General features: G+C 49.8%; 14 protein-coding genes and 1 tRNA gene. 3 read left to right on the plus strand and 12 right to left on the minus strand.

The features are described from left to right. Nucleotides 1-61: 61 nt before the first annotated feature. From TH63_RS17010 to TH63_RS17020, 3 genes are all read right to left on the minus strand, one after another. Nucleotides 62-1,231 (minus strand): serine hydrolase domain-containing protein, encoded by a 1,170-nt coding sequence (locus tag TH63_RS17010; RefSeq protein ID WP_048922005.1) that lies wholly within the window; start codon nt 1,229-1,231, stop codon nt 62-64. Between the two features lie 79 nt (nt 1,232-1,310). Continuing rightward, on the minus strand, nt 1,311-2,468 hold the full coding sequence (locus TH63_RS17015; RefSeq protein ID WP_048922006.1) for an ATP-binding protein: 1,158 nt from the start codon (nt 2,466-2,468) through the stop codon (nt 1,311-1,313). Between the two features lie 205 nt (nt 2,469-2,673). Beyond that, complete coding sequence (locus tag TH63_RS17020; protein ID WP_048922007.1) at nt 2,674-5,196, minus strand: AsmA family protein; 2,523 nt, start codon at nt 5,194-5,196, stop codon at nt 2,674-2,676. A gap of 173 nt (nt 5,197-5,369) precedes the next feature. Between TH63_RS17020 and TH63_RS17025 the strand changes: the two genes are divergently transcribed. Next, nucleotides 5,370-5,444: transfer RNA gene (locus tag TH63_RS17025), tRNA-Val, on the plus strand. Nucleotides 5,445-5,857: 413 nt separating this feature from the next. Here TH63_RS17025 and TH63_RS17030 read toward each other — a convergent pair. The 3 genes from TH63_RS17030 to TH63_RS17040 all read right to left on the minus strand — a co-directional run bounded on the left by TH63_RS17030 (nt 5,858) and on the right by TH63_RS17040 (nt 10,338). Beyond that, nucleotides 5,858-6,364, minus strand: coding sequence for a YkgJ family cysteine cluster protein (locus TH63_RS17030; RefSeq protein ID WP_048922008.1), 507 nt, complete (start codon nt 6,362-6,364; stop codon nt 5,858-5,860). A gap of 179 nt (nt 6,365-6,543) precedes the next feature. Further along, on the minus strand, nt 6,544-7,308 hold the full coding sequence (locus TH63_RS17035) for a DUF6503 family protein (protein WP_048922009.1): 765 nt from the start codon (nt 7,306-7,308) through the stop codon (nt 6,544-6,546). Nucleotides 7,309-7,722: 414 nt separating this feature from the next. Further along, entirely contained in the window at nt 7,723-10,338 is a 2,616-nt protein-coding gene (locus TH63_RS17040; protein WP_231583500.1) for a multicopper oxidase domain-containing protein, read from the minus strand. A 347-nt stretch (nt 10,339-10,685) separates the two neighbouring features. On the opposite strand from TH63_RS17040, the gene TH63_RS20945 reads away from it, so the two are divergent. Then, nucleotides 10,686-10,784, plus strand: a complete 99-nt coding sequence (locus TH63_RS20945) for a twin-arginine translocation signal domain-containing protein (RefSeq protein ID WP_394331430.1) — start codon at nt 10,686-10,688, stop codon at nt 10,782-10,784. 224 nt (nt 10,785-11,008) lie between these two features. Further along, nucleotides 11,009-12,175 carry a hypothetical protein gene (locus TH63_RS17045; RefSeq protein ID WP_048922931.1) on the plus strand — a complete coding sequence of 389 codons (1,167 nt, stop codon included), beginning with the start codon at nt 11,009-11,011 and terminating at the stop codon, nt 12,173-12,175. A gap of 107 nt (nt 12,176-12,282) precedes the next feature. Here TH63_RS17045 and coaE read toward each other — a convergent pair whose 3' ends face one another. From coaE to TH63_RS17075, 6 genes are all read right to left on the minus strand, one after another. Beyond that, nucleotides 12,283-12,882 (minus strand): dephospho-CoA kinase, encoded by a 600-nt coding sequence (gene coaE / locus TH63_RS17050; RefSeq protein WP_048922010.1) that lies wholly within the window; start codon nt 12,880-12,882, stop codon nt 12,283-12,285. A gap of 3 nt (nt 12,883-12,885) precedes the next feature. Beyond that, entirely contained in the window at nt 12,886-13,785 is a 900-nt protein-coding gene (locus TH63_RS17055; RefSeq protein ID WP_076606680.1) for a YbbR-like domain-containing protein, read from the minus strand. Between the two features lie 89 nt (nt 13,786-13,874). Beyond that, entirely contained in the window at nt 13,875-14,210 is a 336-nt protein-coding gene (yajC, locus tag TH63_RS17060) for a preprotein translocase subunit YajC (RefSeq protein WP_048922012.1), read from the minus strand. Between the two features lie 15 nt (nt 14,211-14,225). After that, a complete protein-coding gene (locus tag TH63_RS17065) occupies nt 14,226-14,768 on the minus strand; it encodes a DUF1573 domain-containing protein (protein ID WP_048922013.1) in 543 nt (180 codons plus the stop codon). A gap of 29 nt (nt 14,769-14,797) precedes the next feature. Further along, nucleotides 14,798-15,793 (minus strand): isocitrate/isopropylmalate dehydrogenase family protein, encoded by a 996-nt coding sequence (locus tag TH63_RS17070; protein ID WP_048922014.1) that lies wholly within the window; start codon nt 15,791-15,793, stop codon nt 14,798-14,800. A gap of 12 nt (nt 15,794-15,805) precedes the next feature. Then, complete coding sequence (locus TH63_RS17075) at nt 15,806-16,111, minus strand: YtxH domain-containing protein (RefSeq protein WP_048922015.1); 306 nt, start codon at nt 16,109-16,111, stop codon at nt 15,806-15,808. Nucleotides 16,112-16,228 lie beyond the last annotated feature (117 nt).

Consider the following 16,228-nt stretch of genomic DNA (forward strand, 5'->3'; position numbering starts at 1 on the left):
CGCAATTGCCTGCTTGGCCCATCCTAAATACTCACACTACAACGGTTAGATGAATCAATACCTACTTAACCGCCGCCAGAATACGCTTAAAGAACTCATCGCCGTTGGTCTGGTGCCAGCGCCACACTACTACCAGGTCATGTTCGGGGTCTACCCAAATGGTGTTGGAGCCGGCGCCCAATGCGGCATAACTGGTGGCCGGGGCGCTGGGCCATTGTTTTTTCTGGGTGTTCAGCCACCAGAGGTAGCCGTAGTCGGGGCCGATGGGGCCGGGCGTGGTGGCCTGTTTCACCCATTTCTCAGAGACCAGCTGCTTATCTTTCCAGCGGCCGTTGCGCAGGAACAGGTAGCCAAAGCGGGCCTCGTCGCGGGTATTGATCCAGAGGCCGCCGCCCCAGCGGGTACCGCCGCTCACGCTGGGCATCTGCTTGCCGTCTACGTCTACATAAGAGTTTTTGTAGGGCAGGTATTTCCAGGTGTTGGAAGCGCCAATGGGGTTCATGATCTGCTCACGCAGCACCTCGGGCAGGGGCTTCTTCCAGAGCCGAAGTAACGAAAGCGACAGCCGGTTAATGCGCACGTCATTGTATTCATAGAAGGTGCCCGGTTCTTTCAGTTCGCGCGGTTTGCGCTCGCCGCTGCCAAATTCCTCTTTGTCCACAAAGGTGTGGCTCTTGCCGAACAGCTCTCCCTCCCACTCGCTGGTTTGCTGGGCGTGGTGGTGCCAGGTAATTTTCCTGTTGTGCTCAGCGTCATAGCCGCCGTCTTTAATGTAGTTAGCCACCGGGTCATGCACATCTTTAATCATGCCCTTGTCTATGGTGATGCCCAGAATGGTAGACAGAAAACTCTTCGCGATACTGTAGGTAGGGTCTACGGCCTTGGTGTCGCCCCACTCAGCTACAATGTAGCCGTTCTTTAAGATGATGCCGTTGGTACTGGCGCGGTCCTTCGGGATAGCCCCCAGCAGCTTCCCGAAGATCTGCTCCTGGTCAGAGAAGTCTTTGGGCCGCTTGGTTTCCTGGGTCTGGGCGTAGGCCACCGCCTGGGCCAGCAGTTCGGCATCCATGCCCACTTGCTCAGGCTTGCGGGTTTCCCAGTAATCGCCGGAGCCCGGGTAGTAGACTTTGGCATTGGAAGTGGCGGTTTGGGAAGTAGTACCGGAATTGGTTTGGCAGGCTAGTAATCCTGCTAGCAGGAAAGGCAGGAAGCGGTGGAGGGTTCTTTTCATTGGGTTTTTATAGTAAAACCGGTAGTAGAAAAAGAGAGGAGAAGTTGAGGAATTGTATGAAGTTAACCGTTGGTATATACTAACCGGTAGGTTCTGTATTATTTTTCAAATCAAGCATTTTATTAAATAGTGGCATATGCAGTTCAGAGTTATGCATGACTTCTAGAATCACATCTATACATTGTTCTGAGAATACGATTCTTTTTCTAGAATCAAGCGTTTCAATCCATATATAGTTGCTAAAGCTCTCAATAACTGTTCCTTCAGGTGGGTTCTCAACTTTAAAAGTAGCAGAATTAACCCACCCTAAATGACAAATAGCAGCTTTTAGTTGTTGATTCGTAAACTTATATATGCTTTTTTCTTTAGCTTGTTTTTCTAATGTTATAAGGTAAATGAAATCACGAGGAGCAAGGCTTTTTACTTCACCCACAATTTTATACAAGGGCTTACCCTCGTCATCAGATATTTTACCAATTTCCCCCGCTGAAATAGCATTTAAGATAATATTAAAAACTCCACTTTCAGACTTGTCGATTTCAATATCACTGCTTGATAAAACATTATCTTTCCCATTAAATCCATAAACCTTATTATGCTTTGGATTTATAATTAAAACTTCTCTAGGATTTATATCAAACATTTCAGGCAATAGTTTTGACCAAATCTCCATAAATTCCTTATTTTTCTCATTAGCTTTAATCTGGAGGAATCGATTAAACTCTTGAGCTGAATGATTTGCCGTCTCATTTTTCCCTGAGGCCCGATATGTAATATCTCCTTTTTTCAATTTATAATCTGGGAAATCATTGACAGGAATAAGAACATTATTTTGCTTTTCTATCAAAAGTGAATAAAACTTTCGAGTTCCTAACTGAAATACCTGTAAATCTAAGTCCAATCCAACCTTGCAAATCTTTTCAAATTTTTGTGACACATAACTTAAATCAATTTTACTAAGTAGGTCACAATTATTTATATCTAGTCCAATATCTTCTAATATCCCAGAGGCCTTATCTTCTTTTATACCTAAAAGGATGATACCTCCATTTCCATTTGAAAACGATAAAATATCTTTTGCAAAGTTTCTTATAAAAATTTCTAAAGGGTCTGTTAGTCCATAAAAATTCAGCTCCAGTTTATAATCATAAAGATTATTTTCTTTAGGAAACTTGCCATGGTCTCTCAAATTGACTACAGTTTGTTCTGTATGAATCCTTAGTTCTTTGATTGTCATTTTTAAATATATCAATATTGTACTTAACTATTTTATATCTCATTATCCCGTTTTTCGGCCCAACATATGCAATAATACATCCGGTGCACTACCATATAGACGGGATAACCGGAAGCGTACCTGCTAAACACATGCTACACTCTGCTCCCTCAAAAAGCCACTTCCATTTTGGGTCTGTTTCTCAGAAAACAGGCCCGAAACGCTCCTAAAAATCAAAATACTCGGTAGAGGGCTTCACCGTTTTCTTCTCTTCCTTCTTGCCGCCCTGCTGAATCAACTGTTTCAGTTCCTGCTTTTCCTGTTTCAAATCGGCAGCCACCTTGGTTTTCACTTTCTCCTGGTCATAAGCTACCTTGAAGTTTCCTTCGCGGCCTTTAATGGTCAGGAACAGGTTGGGGTTAGGGGCAGTAGACGCGGCCACCACGCCAAAGCGTTCGTCTTTGTCGCGCTTAGTGGGGCCCCGGCCTAGCGGAATGCGCACGCGGTAATCCATTTCCTGGTCAAAGGTGTGCGTACCCGACACCGAGATGGAAGAGAGACGGGTGGCGCTTGACTTGATCTCCATCTCTGGAATATACACCGTACGGCCCTGTATGTAGAAATTGTTTCTGATCTCTGAGAAACGCAGGTTAGACAGTTCGCGGCGGTCAATAAAGGCGCTTAGTTTCTGCATAGGCGCGAAGTCCAGCAGCTGCCCGTTACGCAGGTTCATCTTTATTTCGGCCTGCACCAGGTTGGTGAGCGGGGTAAGCTGGCGGTCCAGGTAAATATCTGAGTCTATCTGCGCCGACAGGTCGCCGTGCAGGTGGCGCTGGGTGATAAAGGTCTGGCCGAAATTCTCAAACACGTAGAAAAGCGTGTCTACTTTTATGTCTGTTAAGGTGGCCGTGGAACTGACCTTAATGCGTGGGTTTCTGGCATCCATGCTACCCCGCACCTTAAAGCTTCCGCCTGCGGCCTGAAGCGCAAAGTTAGGGGTAGAGAGCACTTTATCTTTCAATCTAATCTGCCCGTGCAACTGCTTACCCCTGAACCGCCGGAACTGCACCCGGCCTATAGAGGCGTTCAGGTCAAGCTCCAGCCGGGCCGGCATATTAAAGGCATAAGCCGAGGACTTTGCAGATTTTCCTTCTTCTTGCGCTGTTACGGCTGCTACTTTCTCTGAGGCCGCCAGGATCTGGTCCAGGTTCATGGACCGCGAGGTCACGTCTGCCTCTATGCGTAAATGCTGCCCTTTCAAAAATGCCCAGGCCAGCACGTTTTTAAAGTACCCGTTCACCAGAAAGTCTGAGTCGCCCAGGCGGCCCGAGAAGTCTGAGACCGCCACGTCATTTTTCCGGAGAATAAATGTGCCGTTTAACCCTCTGAACGCCGTAGGGTGTTTCCTGAACTGCAAGTTCACTTGCCGCAACACGGCCTCCCCATCGGCTTTGATGGCCGCGCCGCTGGGGTTGCTTTTGAACGCGCGTATGTTGCCGGCAAAGGCCAGCTCTACCTGCATCTGCCCGCTTCCGCTCCTGATCTCCGCTACCGGGAAAAGGCCCAGCACATGCGCCACGTCCACATCGGCTTTCAGTTGCACCTGCAGGTAGGGGTCCGCGAAGTTCTTGTACAGCACCTGCCCTGAGAAAGGCTTGCCCCGCAGTTTGCCCTTGATGTTGCGCAACTCCAGCAAAGAGGTATGGCTGCTATGCTGCACTCCATTGGTAAAACGGCCCTCCAGGGTCAGCGCTTCCAATTTCTCCTTGTAGTCTGGATGGTAAAAAGAAGCGCCCCTGGCCCCGAAGAAGATGTCTATAAACGGGCTCCGCCTCGAAGAGACCTCCCCTTTCACGGTCCCCTCAAAATAGATGTCGCCGTTGCTGCGGTACTGGGCCAGCTGCCTGGTGAACCGCGGCGGCAGCAAGGCCAGCACAGACTGCACATCTGTGTTTTTGCCCTTGGCCGTCATGTTGAGCACGGTCTGCTTCCCGAAGGAGATCTCGCCGCCCACCTGGTATACCGCCTTGCCAATCTGTATGTCTGAGGGCTGCACCGAGATCTGCTTGCGCTGGATATGAATGGCCAACTGACTGGCCAACGTGATTTCCTTTTGTTTCAGGAACTCGCCGCCCTGCACGTTCAGGCTATGGATAAAGGCATCGCCTTTGGCTTTAATGGTGATAACCGGTTCCTCTACCTCCAGCGCGGCGGTCAGGTTATGCGCCTGCACCTCATACCGCTGGCTGCGGTGCTCGTCTGCGTAGACTAAATGAACGCGCTTCAGGCCTAGGTGCTGTAGGTCAAAGCTCAGCTTGCCGCCCTGGGTGGTGTCTGCGGCCTGGAAGAAATGGTAATTGACGTCTCCGTTAGGCAATACCCGCACGTCTACGGTTCCGTCTTCCAAATGAATCTCGCGTATCTGGTAAGAGCCGCCCAAAAGGTCCCAGAGGGCGAAGGTGCTGTAGATCTTCTTGAGTTTGGCCAGCGGCCGGGTGCTGCCCGGCACTGCCTCTGTGATCTCTACGTTCTGTAGGCTTATGGCTATCTGCGGAAACTGCTCCCACCACGTGACTTCAATCTTCTCAACCGCTACCTTGGTTTTGATATGCTGGTTGGCCTCGGCCAGAAAAAGCTGGATAATTTTATCCTGATAGAAGTAAAGCACCCCCACCACCAACAACATCAACAAAAAAATTCCGGCCACCGCCCCCAAGAGGTACCGCGCCACCTTTTTTCTTAGCTCCACAAACTTTCTGATTTTCAGGGTTTAAATATATAAAGGCTCTGGCACCCCTCCAATTGTTAAGGGAGAATGAGAAAATTTTTAATCTTTTTTCAGGATGAGATTTGGCAGATAAGAAAACATCCCCCATATTTGCATCATCAAACGGGGACAAAAGGTCTCCAAAACAAAAAGAAGGGGTGTTAGCTCAGCTGGTTCAGAGCATCTGCCTTACAAGCAGAGGGTCGCTGGTTCGAATCCAGCACGCCCCACTTGATAAAAAAGCACTTACGAGGTAAAACTTGTAAGTGCTTTTTTTTATTTGCAAACATTTTGCATTTCAGGCTTAACTACGGCCTTCCTTCACTTCCAGAATTAGATTCTTCATTCAATTCTTCCCTTGCAAAAAGGCAACTCATAAGCCTATATTCAATATTAGCTATTCATGTAAAGCTTCTTTGAATACTGAATTCGTTTACTCCCCATCCGTCAACTTCGCCAAGCAGCAAAACTACGTTTCAGTGGTACGGAAGCTAATTCAACATCCGATACCCATTGGTGTTGAGCCAACATGCTACTTGAACGCTTTTACACAGTGTCAGCAGCAACTGGTACAATAGTTTATCATCTATTTATGACAAAAGTGATTTCATATGCTCCTTTTTATTCAGGCAATAATCTTTCATTAGTCAAATAGTGAGACACCAAATTCCTTTGACAGCATCCTGTCAAGTTGGTCAAGGTCTGATATTAAATTCAAGTGGTCTGGCGCCAATGATACTTCAGGCTTGTTGCTCCGCAGCAACTTCTTCAATTCAGCCATCTTGAAGTAAAATGACTGAGATTGTAGTTCAAATGGAAGTAGGGCCAGCATTCCCTCTATGGCTATCTTCTTCTGCCTAACCTCATCCACTATTTTGATAGCCGAATCGTAATCCAATCGCTTTTGTCCGAGGGATTCCAAAAGCGCGCACTCGAAACTGGCACATTGCCGCGGTCTTTTGGAATAGATACTACACCCATCACAATAGTTTTTACAGGGTTGAAGGAAAAAACCTTCCCCGTTTGCATTCCCGATATCCGTAAATTCCTTTAACGCGGGCAACTCTTCACGGCCAACCTGAACGAAACCAACCACGGTACCGTCACAGCAGAACCCACAAGCCAAACAGATATTTGTTGAATCATCCATGTTTTAGGAATTTAAGCACTTCTGTAACGTACTCTTTCAAAGAACAGTGTCAATCTGTGCTAACTACTATATAAAAAGAATAACTCCGGTATAGGCCAATTGTCCTGAGCATCAAGGTGAAGAAGGCATTGGCCGGAGTGTGAATGAAGGATCTCATACAATAAGAAAAGAACTAAGTTCTAACGTGCTCTAACCTTAATGTCTTGTAGTTCTATCCTGGAAAGTTCTTTCAGGTTGCCCGCCTCAAAATCTTTCTCTATCTCTAGAAAATTATTTCCTGCAGGTTCATAGTTAATGTAGTCTTGGAACCTGATGCCCTGGATAACCTTGGGGTTGATGGCCTTCCGGAAACGGATACCGCCGCCCTCTGTGGCATACGTATACGCCAGGTAATCCATAGTTCCTTTCTCCTGGTTCATCCAGTAAAGGAACTCATCCTGAAAGTCTTCTCCCCCACCATCCTGCTTGAAGGTTACTTTAATCTTATGATAGGGAATACCCTTAATGGTTACCGTACCCAGTAACTGCTTTTGGACCGCCGGGTCGTTGAGCCCGAAAGGGAGTAAAGCAAAGTAAATCACAGAATTCACGGAGGCGGTAAATGCTTTTACCCTTTCGGCCGGAAGGCTTTGTCTTTTGCCGTTAATGGTCCTGGAGAACCCGCTGTTGGTAAGCACGTCTTTTACCTGGCCCAGCGTATCCGTGAAAGCACGGGTATAGGTATATTGACCATCCTCCCTTTTGGCGGTGTACTCCCGGTCCCTGAATCTGAAAGCCATCTCCAGGTTCTCAAACCTTTCCCCACCATGAACCTCTATGGCCCTGTCAACAATAGTTTGCGCGTTAGCGACAGGAACTTCTGAACTGGAGATATCACCTGATTGCTTTGATTCACAGGCAAGAAAGGCAAGGCTTAGGAAAAGCAATGGCAGAAGGGTTCTCATGAAATAACGTCCTTTAAGAGGATGGGTAGTTTTAAGATAAGCACGAAAATAACCTTGGTATAGGCAATGACACGTAAGCCATCCAACGTTAGGCAAATGCCCTCCATGAACTTTCAAAATGGCTTCCCTTTATTTTTAGTCGGCTGCCCAAGGTTAACATTTTACCAAGTAAGAGCATAGAATCTGTTCTGGAGACGCTTTGTAGCATGCCATGAAAATCCATGAATTAAGGACTCCAGCTCTCTAAATGTGGTAAATCTAGCCTAAACTACACTAATTTTTGAAGCAATACCCCACGTTTAACTATTCTAATAAATTGAAAAGACACCTACCATTACTGTTGCTTCTACTGCACGTGTCAATTATGAGCCCCACCCTTTCTGACAGGGCTTGGGAAGGAGGAATAAGCCTGCCTTAATAGACAAAGGTGAAACCGGCCCCGTATTTCATGTCGCTGTCATAATGCGTGGACAGGGAAATGTATTTGGTGAGCACATACCTGAAGCCAGCCATATACTCCTTGTCTGTGTTGGCGGTCAGGTTCATCCGCAGACGGCTGGTCAGCGGAATGTCTTCCCGGCGAAGTTGGAAACGCAACTTGCCTTTGCTGTCTACCCTGGCTTCCGCCTGCACGAGCATGGGTAAGATATACTGCACCCCCGCCACGAAAGCCTTCCTGTTATTCTGGTTACTAGATTGCCCCAGCATGGTTTCCTCTGGCTCGTTCTCCACGCTGTTGTGGTGGTAATCAAACCCGACAAAAGGGAAAAGCCACTGCATCTTGCCCAGATACCGACCAAAGTAGGTTTCACTCTCAATGCCGAACTCTTTCTTGAAACCAATGCGCCATTCGGTGGAGACCTGGTACCGGGCGTTGGCGAGCATAAACTCCCCGTCACTGCCGTTGCTTTCTATTCCTATTTGCCCAGAGGGCAGGAACATTTCCTCTTCCATGTTCAGTTTTTTCCAGGCCAGTTTGGGGTCCGGCAACTCGGGGTTGGGCGGAGAGTTCTGGTAAGTGAACACCCGGCCCATGCCAGCCATCATGTGGTAGAGAATATGGCAATGGAAAAACCAGTCCCCGCTTTCTGAGGCCGCGAATTCCAGGGTGTCCGTTTCCATGGGCAGGATGTCCACCACGTTCTTGAGCGGCGCATATTCCCCTTGTTTGTTCAGGACCCGGAAGTCATGGCCGTGCAGGTGCATGGGGTGCCGCATCATGGAGTTATTAAACATGATGATTTTCACGTTCTCACCCTTCTTGATCAAGATTTTGTCTGACTCAGACACCGTTTTGTTGTCAATGGTCCAGACGTAGCGATTCATGTTACCGGTCAACTCAAACCGCAAGACCTTCTCTGGTCCCGGTTTCAGGGTGGTCTGCTCGGTAGCCCGCAGCATGCCGTAGTTGAGCGTGACCAGGTCGCCTGCACTCTCGTCCATGTCCATGTTATGCATCTCATGCCCTTGCATGGAATGGGCCTTCTGCGTGGTGTCCTTTTGCGGCTGCATCTTACTTTCCATCTCACTGGCTGGCTTTGGGGCCTGCTCCCCGTGTCCGGCGTGTCCTCCACCGGCACCCTCGGGGTACATGACGCTGTTCATGTCCATCTGCTGATTACTCATCACCATGTCCATGGGCTCCATGTCGCCGTTCATTTTCATCATGTCGTTCATCATCTTCATCCCCTCAAAGTAGTTGAGTTTCCCCAGGCGCTCTGCAGGCATCTTCATGCCCCTGCCTAGCCACAAAGAAGTGGCGTTGGTTCTATCCTCGGCAGTCGCCAGGAACTCATACTGCATGTCCTCGGGGATGGTGACCAGCAGGTCATAGGTTTCTGAGGGGGCCATGATGAGACGGTCTACTTCCACGGGTTCCACATCATTTCCGTCATTGGCCACCACGGTAATCTTTCCACCGGAATAGGTCAGCCAGAAATAGGTAGAGGCGCCACCGTTCACCACCCGCAGTTTTACCACGTCTCCGGCCTGGAAATGGGTCTGCTCGTGGGTGGACTGCCCGTTCGTGAGGACTTTCTCATACGCCACATCACTCACATCCATGGCGGTCATGCGCTTCCATTCATTCTTGAGTTTGGTGGTAAAATACCCTTGCTTAATAGCCTCTCCGTAACTCTGGGTAGCCCCTTTCTGGATCCCGAACCAGTCGTTAGCGCTTCGTAGGGAACGGTACACCTCCTTGGGTTTAAGATCGGTCCAGTCGCTTAGCACTATAGGAATGGCTGGCATGTCCGGCTCGTTCTTCTTGTGGAAGATAAGCGCCCCGTACATGCCGCTCTGCTCCTGAAAACCGCTGTGGCTATGATACCAGTAGGTTCCATTCTGGATAATGGGGAACTTGTAAAGATAGGTGGTATGCGGGGCGATAGGCTTTTGGGTGAGGTAAGGCACCCCGTCAAACCGGTTAGGCAGGAACACCCCGTGCCAGTGGATAGAGGTTTCCACATCCATTTTGTTATGGACGTAAATCTCCGCGGTATCCCCTTCGGTGAATGTCAAGGCCGGGGCCGGAATGCTGCCATTGATGGCAATGGCCTTTTTAGGCTTCCCGGTGAAGTAAACTACCGTATCCTCCACGTACAGATCATAACGCACTACCCTGGGCGTTTGTGTAGGTCCAGGCTCTTCCACTTTATGCCCCGCCTTGTGAACTGGTCCTTCCTTCACTTCTGGATTCATGACAGGGGTATCATGCTTGTGCTCAACCGGTTTTTTAGCGGCTGGTTGCTTCTTAGCAGGCTGCGCTGGGGCAGGTTGCACTTTTCTCCTGGGTTGGGCAGCCGGTTTCTGTTTTCTTACTTCCGGTTTAGGGGTTGGGGCTACTTTGGGCGCAGCCTTAACTTTTTGCTTTACCAAAGTCATGCCGCATTTGGGGCATTTACCGGGGGAAGGGCTTTGCACCTCGGGGTGCATAGGGCAGGTGTAAATAACGGTCTGCTGCTTGGCGGGTGGTGTACCATGATTCTCGTGCTGCCCGGTTACAGGAAACCAGCAACTGAGAAGCGCCACAAGAAAAAGAAATCTGTACATTTTCAGATAGGACAAAATCTAAACTAGGAGTAAAGTAGAAGATGGAAACTTGTAAACTCTAAGGCGATGCAGGGGAAAAACCTACAGTGGCCGCATCTTAGGCCAAGGCCTTCCACTTGAACTTTTCTATTTTACTTGGTACGCCCTATTTTGTTTGGTGTCTCCTTTTAAAGGCAACTTGCTTCCTCTATTAACCTGTCAGAAAAACAACCTTAAGATCTTGCCAGACAAGGCATTACTATTCTAACCTTTGCGACCTCACTTAATAACCTTGCTAGACAGGAAATTAATATTACCTCACAACACTTCCTGCCCTGAAAAACAGCATAAACAGACGTCAGGCATTAAGGGCCACAGCCCTACTTGGGGCAGCATCTGTAATAGGTTTGCCAGAGGAACAGGGCGCAGTGAGAAAAAGGATATGACCTAAAGGTGAAGGTGAGGCACCACGTTATTCGCCTTCATGTACAATTTATTTTAAGTGGAGCGGATTGCAATCTTTAATTCTAGGCATAGCATTTTTTAAACGAGTATACCCAATTTTTAAATTATAGGATGACTGCAATTGAGAGTCAGTTTTTTGTCTTAGAGATTGAAAGTGGCAATTGCCGCCTATTCTGTATTTTTGCGTTCCTTAGCCCCACGCACCATGCCCTTAATAGAAGTTACTAACGCCGCCACCGTCAAGGCCTTCCTGGATCTTCCTTCTACTATTTACCAAAACCACCCCAATTGGATACGGCCTCTGGACAAGGACATTGAGCAGGTCTTTGACCCGAAGCAGAACCCCAACTTCAAGAACGGTACCGCCATCCGCTGGATTCTGCAGGACACTCAGGGGCAGACCATTGGCCGGGTGGCCGCTTTCGTGAATAACAAGACCAAGGAGGCTTCTGAGTATGTGACGGGAGGCATGGGCTTCTTTGAGTGCATAGAGGACCAGGCAGCAGCCAATACGCTGTTTGCCGCCTGTCAGGAATGGCTGGCCGCACAAGGCATGGAAGCCATGGACGGACCTATCAATTTCGGGGAGCGCGACCGGTGGTGGGGACTGTTGGTGCAGGGGTTCACGGAGCCTAACTTCGGCATGTTCTATCACCCGCCTTATTACCAGCAGCTGTTTGAGAACTATGGGTTTCAGGTGTATTTCAAGCAATACACCTACTACATGGACACCCACGCGCGGTTCGGGGACAAGGTGTACCAACGGTCAGAAGCACTGGATGCTACCCCAGGCTACAGCTTTGGGCATCCATCTAAAAACAACCTGGAGAAACTGGCGCAGGATTTTCTGGAAGTCTACAACAAAGCCTGGGCAGGGCACTCGGGCATCAATGAGATGACCCTGGAGAAAGCCCGCAAGATAGTACACAGCATGAAACCGGTAATGGTGGAGCAGCTCATCAACTTCGTGTATTTTGAGGGCAAGCCTATCGCCTTTTTCATCATGCTGCCGGAGCTGAACCAGATTTTCAAGCACCTGAACGGCAAGTTCAATCTGACCGCCAAACTCAAATTCCTCTACCACCGCTGGCGCTACAACAAACGCACCGATAAGAAAGTATTTGGGGTCATTTTTGGGGTAATTCCTGAATTTCAGGCCAAAGGCGTAGACTCTTACCTGATTTGCCACTCCCAGGCTCCCCTGAATGCGTATGGCGCCCGCGAGATTGAGATGAACTGGGTTGGCGATTTCAACCCAAAGATGATGATGGTGACCCGTAGCCTGGGCGCCCGCATCTACAAAACCCACGTCACCTACCGAAAAATCTTTGACCCCTCCAAACCGTTTACCCGCTATCCAATTATCAGGTGAGGTAGTATCAGATGAAATGCCTTTGATGTAAACTAGGATTTAAAGCCTCTACTGGGATCAGTGTTTCTAGCCCGTTTTTCGCAAAACAGCCCTAAAACAGCAAGCCTCTACCCGGAAGCTAATTCCAAAAAAGTCGCATGGAGTTTCACTACCTGCGGCAGGACCAGTTGCGTGTCATCATTGTAAAGCACGAACTGAGCGCGGCGTACTCTTTCCTCCTCTGATAGTTGCTTGGCCATGATGGCTTCCACGTCTGTAGCGGTGCGGTGAGGGTCGCGCTGGAGGGTACGGGCCAGTCGTAAGGGCGTGGGGGCAGATACGGTGAGCACGTAATCTACCTGCGTGTAGGCATTGGACTCAAACATGAGGGCCGCCTCTTTTAAGATATAAGGAGCCGCTTGGTGCGCTTCTAACCAGGCATGGAAGTCTTTACGTACCTGCGGGTGCACCAAGCCATTCAATCTGGCCAATTCGGTGGCATTGTGGAAGACCTTTTGGCTGAGGTAGGTGCGGTTGAGGTTCTGTTGGGCGTCAAAGGTCTCGGGACCGAAGGCGGCGATCAATTGCTCCCGCAATTCCGGGTCATGGTGCATGACCCATTTGGCGCGGGAATCTGAGTCATAGACCGGCACACCCAGTAACTGGAAACATTGGCAAACAATGCTCTTGCCAGAGCCTATGCCGCCGGTAATCCCTATCTTGAGCATGGGTTATTGGGGTGTTAGGGAGATCTTCACCCGGCCTGGCAACACGGTAATGTTCCTGGTCTTGGGGGACCGCTGCAGCATTACAGGGGCAATGGTAGAGTCAGTGGCATTGAATTTCAGGTAGTCAAGGGCCACCTGAAACAGTTCGGGCTGCACCAACTCTTGGTTCTTGGGCAAGAACGAGTACTGCACCGTTATCGGTCCGTTCAGGACCCGAAGCAGCAAGCCCGGCGGGAAATTCTGCAGGACAGGCTGTACCGTCACTTCCTTGCGTTCCAGCGGCACCACTCCAAACTGCACCTCGGCTTCGCTTACGTCTGCTTTCACCAAGGTGGTAAAATCATAGGTAAGAGGCAATTCGCCTTTAAAGGGCGCCTTCAAGACATCGGTGGGTAAAGAAAGAGGGTACGGGCTGGGAAAGAGGTTCAGGATTTGCTCTGGGCCGGTAAAGGTCACAGAGTCTGGGCGCACTTTCACGGGCCCTACAAAGCCGTAGCCGGCCTCTAGTTTCAGTTGGGTACTGTCCAGGGTGAGGGGGAGCTTGCGCCGTACCAGGCGGTCAAAGTCAAAGCTGACCGTGTCTGTGATGACGAAGTTAAGGCTCAACCCGTCTAAGGCCCCGGAGATAGCGGGCCTGAGGGCGGTCCCCGGAAGCCGTTTCACGTAAGGCAAACCCCTGATGGATAATTCGGCGGGCTTTACGTTGAACAGCAGGTTTTTCTGCAGCAGTTTCCAGCCTTTGCCGGTCACGTTGATCATGACCTCTTCGGGCAAGGGCTTTACCGGAACCAGGGCTTTATGGTCATACTTAAACTCTATGGGGTAAGAGACCTGGGTTGTGTAATTCTTGTTGAGGGCGTTAAGCAGCCAAAACGTTGCCGCCGTTAAAAAACAAAGCAACACCACCCTCCAGTACTGTTTCTGCCTGGGCGAAAATGGCCTCAGTAACCAGAGGAGGGCGTTCTTTGTTTTTGTAAACGGCAAGGTGTCCTTTAAGAATTAGTAGTGCTCTCTGCGGTGGCGTTGTTCACCCGGCTGGTGGCTTCCACGGCAATGGCTACTTTGTCAAACTTCAGTTTAATGCCTTTATCTACCTCAATCCAGACGGTGTCATCATCAATGCTGAGCAGACGGCCGTGCAGCCCGCCCACGGTGACCACGTTCATGCCGCGCTTGAGCTCTTCCCGGAACTTCTTCTGGTCTTTGGCCTTTTTCTGCTGCGGCCTGATCATGAAGAAATAAAACACCAGGATAATTAACCCGATGAACAGGAAATTAGAATAAAGGTTGGCCCCTTCTGGGGTAGCTTGCAATAATACGGTTAGCATAGGGTTGTTCTGAGATTATAAGCGAACAGGTCCGGATGCTCCCGCCTGTGGCACTGCACCAACTATGTTGGTCTTGATAGTCAACTGGTTGATCTGCGGATCTGTGTTGGCCGTGATGGTGATCTGCTTAGACTGCTGTCCAGACTTTCCGGTTGGGTCAAACTCAACCTTGATAGTACCGGTCTTGCCTGGGGCAACTGGTTCCTTAGGCCATTCCGGCACGGTGCAACCGCAGGTAGCGGTAGCGCTCTCAATCACCAGCGGAGCTTGCCCGGTGTTGGTGAACGTGAACGTGTGGTTCACCTTTTTATCAGCCTTGATGGTCCCGAAGTCATGCTCGGTTTCTTTGAACGTCATCACCGGTTTCGGGCCGGTAGGGTTCACGGCTTCCTGCCCAGAAACGTTGGGGTTGGTGGCCGGGTCGTTGGCGGGCACGGTGGTGGCCGCGGTGTTTTCCTGGGCTACCGTGGTGGTCGTTTCGGTCTCGGTTTTTTTCTCGCAGCTGGTTGTCCAGAGACCACCGGCTAAAAGCAAGGCAATTACAAAGTGTTTTTTCATGATAGTAAATCCTCTATAGCTAGGACAAGTTACAAATTAGAAATGATATGCTGCGCAAATTCTGAGGTAGAGGCGGTACCGCCCAAATCACGGGTGCAGCTGTTTTTATCCAGGAGGGTTTTCTCCAGGGCTTTCTCAATTCTGGAAGCCTGCTCAAACAAGCCCATGTACTGCAGCATCATTAACCCAGAACGCAGCAAAGCCGTTGGGTTAGCCAGGCCTTGGCCGGCAATATCTGGGGCAGAACCGTGCACGGCCTCAAAAATGGCCATGTCATCGCCAATGTTAGCGCCAGACACCACGCCCAGACCACCTACCAGACCGGCACACAGGTCAGAGAGGATATCGCCAAACAGGTTGGTGGTCACAATCACCTGGAACTGCTCTGGCTTGCTTACCAGCTGCATGCACATGTTGTCAATGATCTTGTCATCCCACACCACATTCGGATATTCTTTGGAAACATCGGCGGCGGCTTCCAGGAAAATTCGGCCGGCGGCCTTCAAGATGTTGGCTTTGTGGGCCACGGTCACCTTTAGCTTGTGCTTGTCTGCGTACTTGAACGCGGCGCGCACAATTTTATGGCTTCCCTCAACGGTTACGCGGGCAATGGAATCAGCAATACCCAACCGCTCATCAAACGTCTCCAAACCGGCGTACAGGCCTTCGGTGTTTTCCCGGAACAATACCAGGTCCACGTTGTCAAAACGGGTCTTGATACCCGGCGTGGTCTTGGCGGGGCGCACGTTGGCGTACAGGTCAAACTTCTGGCGCAGCTGCACATTTACGCTCTTGAACCCCTTGCCTACCGGGGTAGTGATGGGGCCTTTGAGGGCAATACGGTTGCGCTCCAGGGAGTCTATCAATGATTGCGGAATGAGTTCGCCCATGGCGTCAAACGTGGTTTGACCGGCGTTTTCTTCTTCCCAGGTAATGGGCACTTGTGCGGCTGCAAAGATCGCCTTTACGGCTTCCGTGATCTCAGGACCTATCCCGTCGCCGGGAATTAGGGTAACGGTTGTCATGTATTGTGGGGCTTATATTTCTTTTTTACTGTTGATTTGATTGATGAGGGAGTCTACGTCTTCCAGCAGGCGCTCAGCTTTGTCGCGGGCGTCTTTGATCACGCGCTGGCCTTCAGCTTTGGCGGCAGAGCCTGCCTCTTCACGGCCGGCGATGAGCTCGTCTGTTAACTCCAATAATTTGGCCCGGTATTTCTCCAGCTGAAAGCTCAGCTTGTCACGGGTTTCGCGGCCTTTCTCCGGCGCAAACAAGATTCCCAGAACAGCGCCCGTGGCGATACCGGTGGAAAAGGCAAGGATGGCGTTGGTCTTTTTGCCCATAGTTTTGGTAGTGTTATGTGTGGTTAGCGATAGAGCCTTTCCGTTTTAGGCCTGTTTTACGCAAAACAGGCCCAAAACGCCTAAAAGGCTTGTTGTCTAGTAAACGGCAAACCGCCC

This window comes from Rufibacter radiotolerans (genome assembly GCF_001078055.1).
In the GTDB taxonomy this organism is placed as follows: domain Bacteria; phylum Bacteroidota; class Bacteroidia; order Cytophagales; family Hymenobacteraceae; genus Nibribacter; species Nibribacter radiotolerans.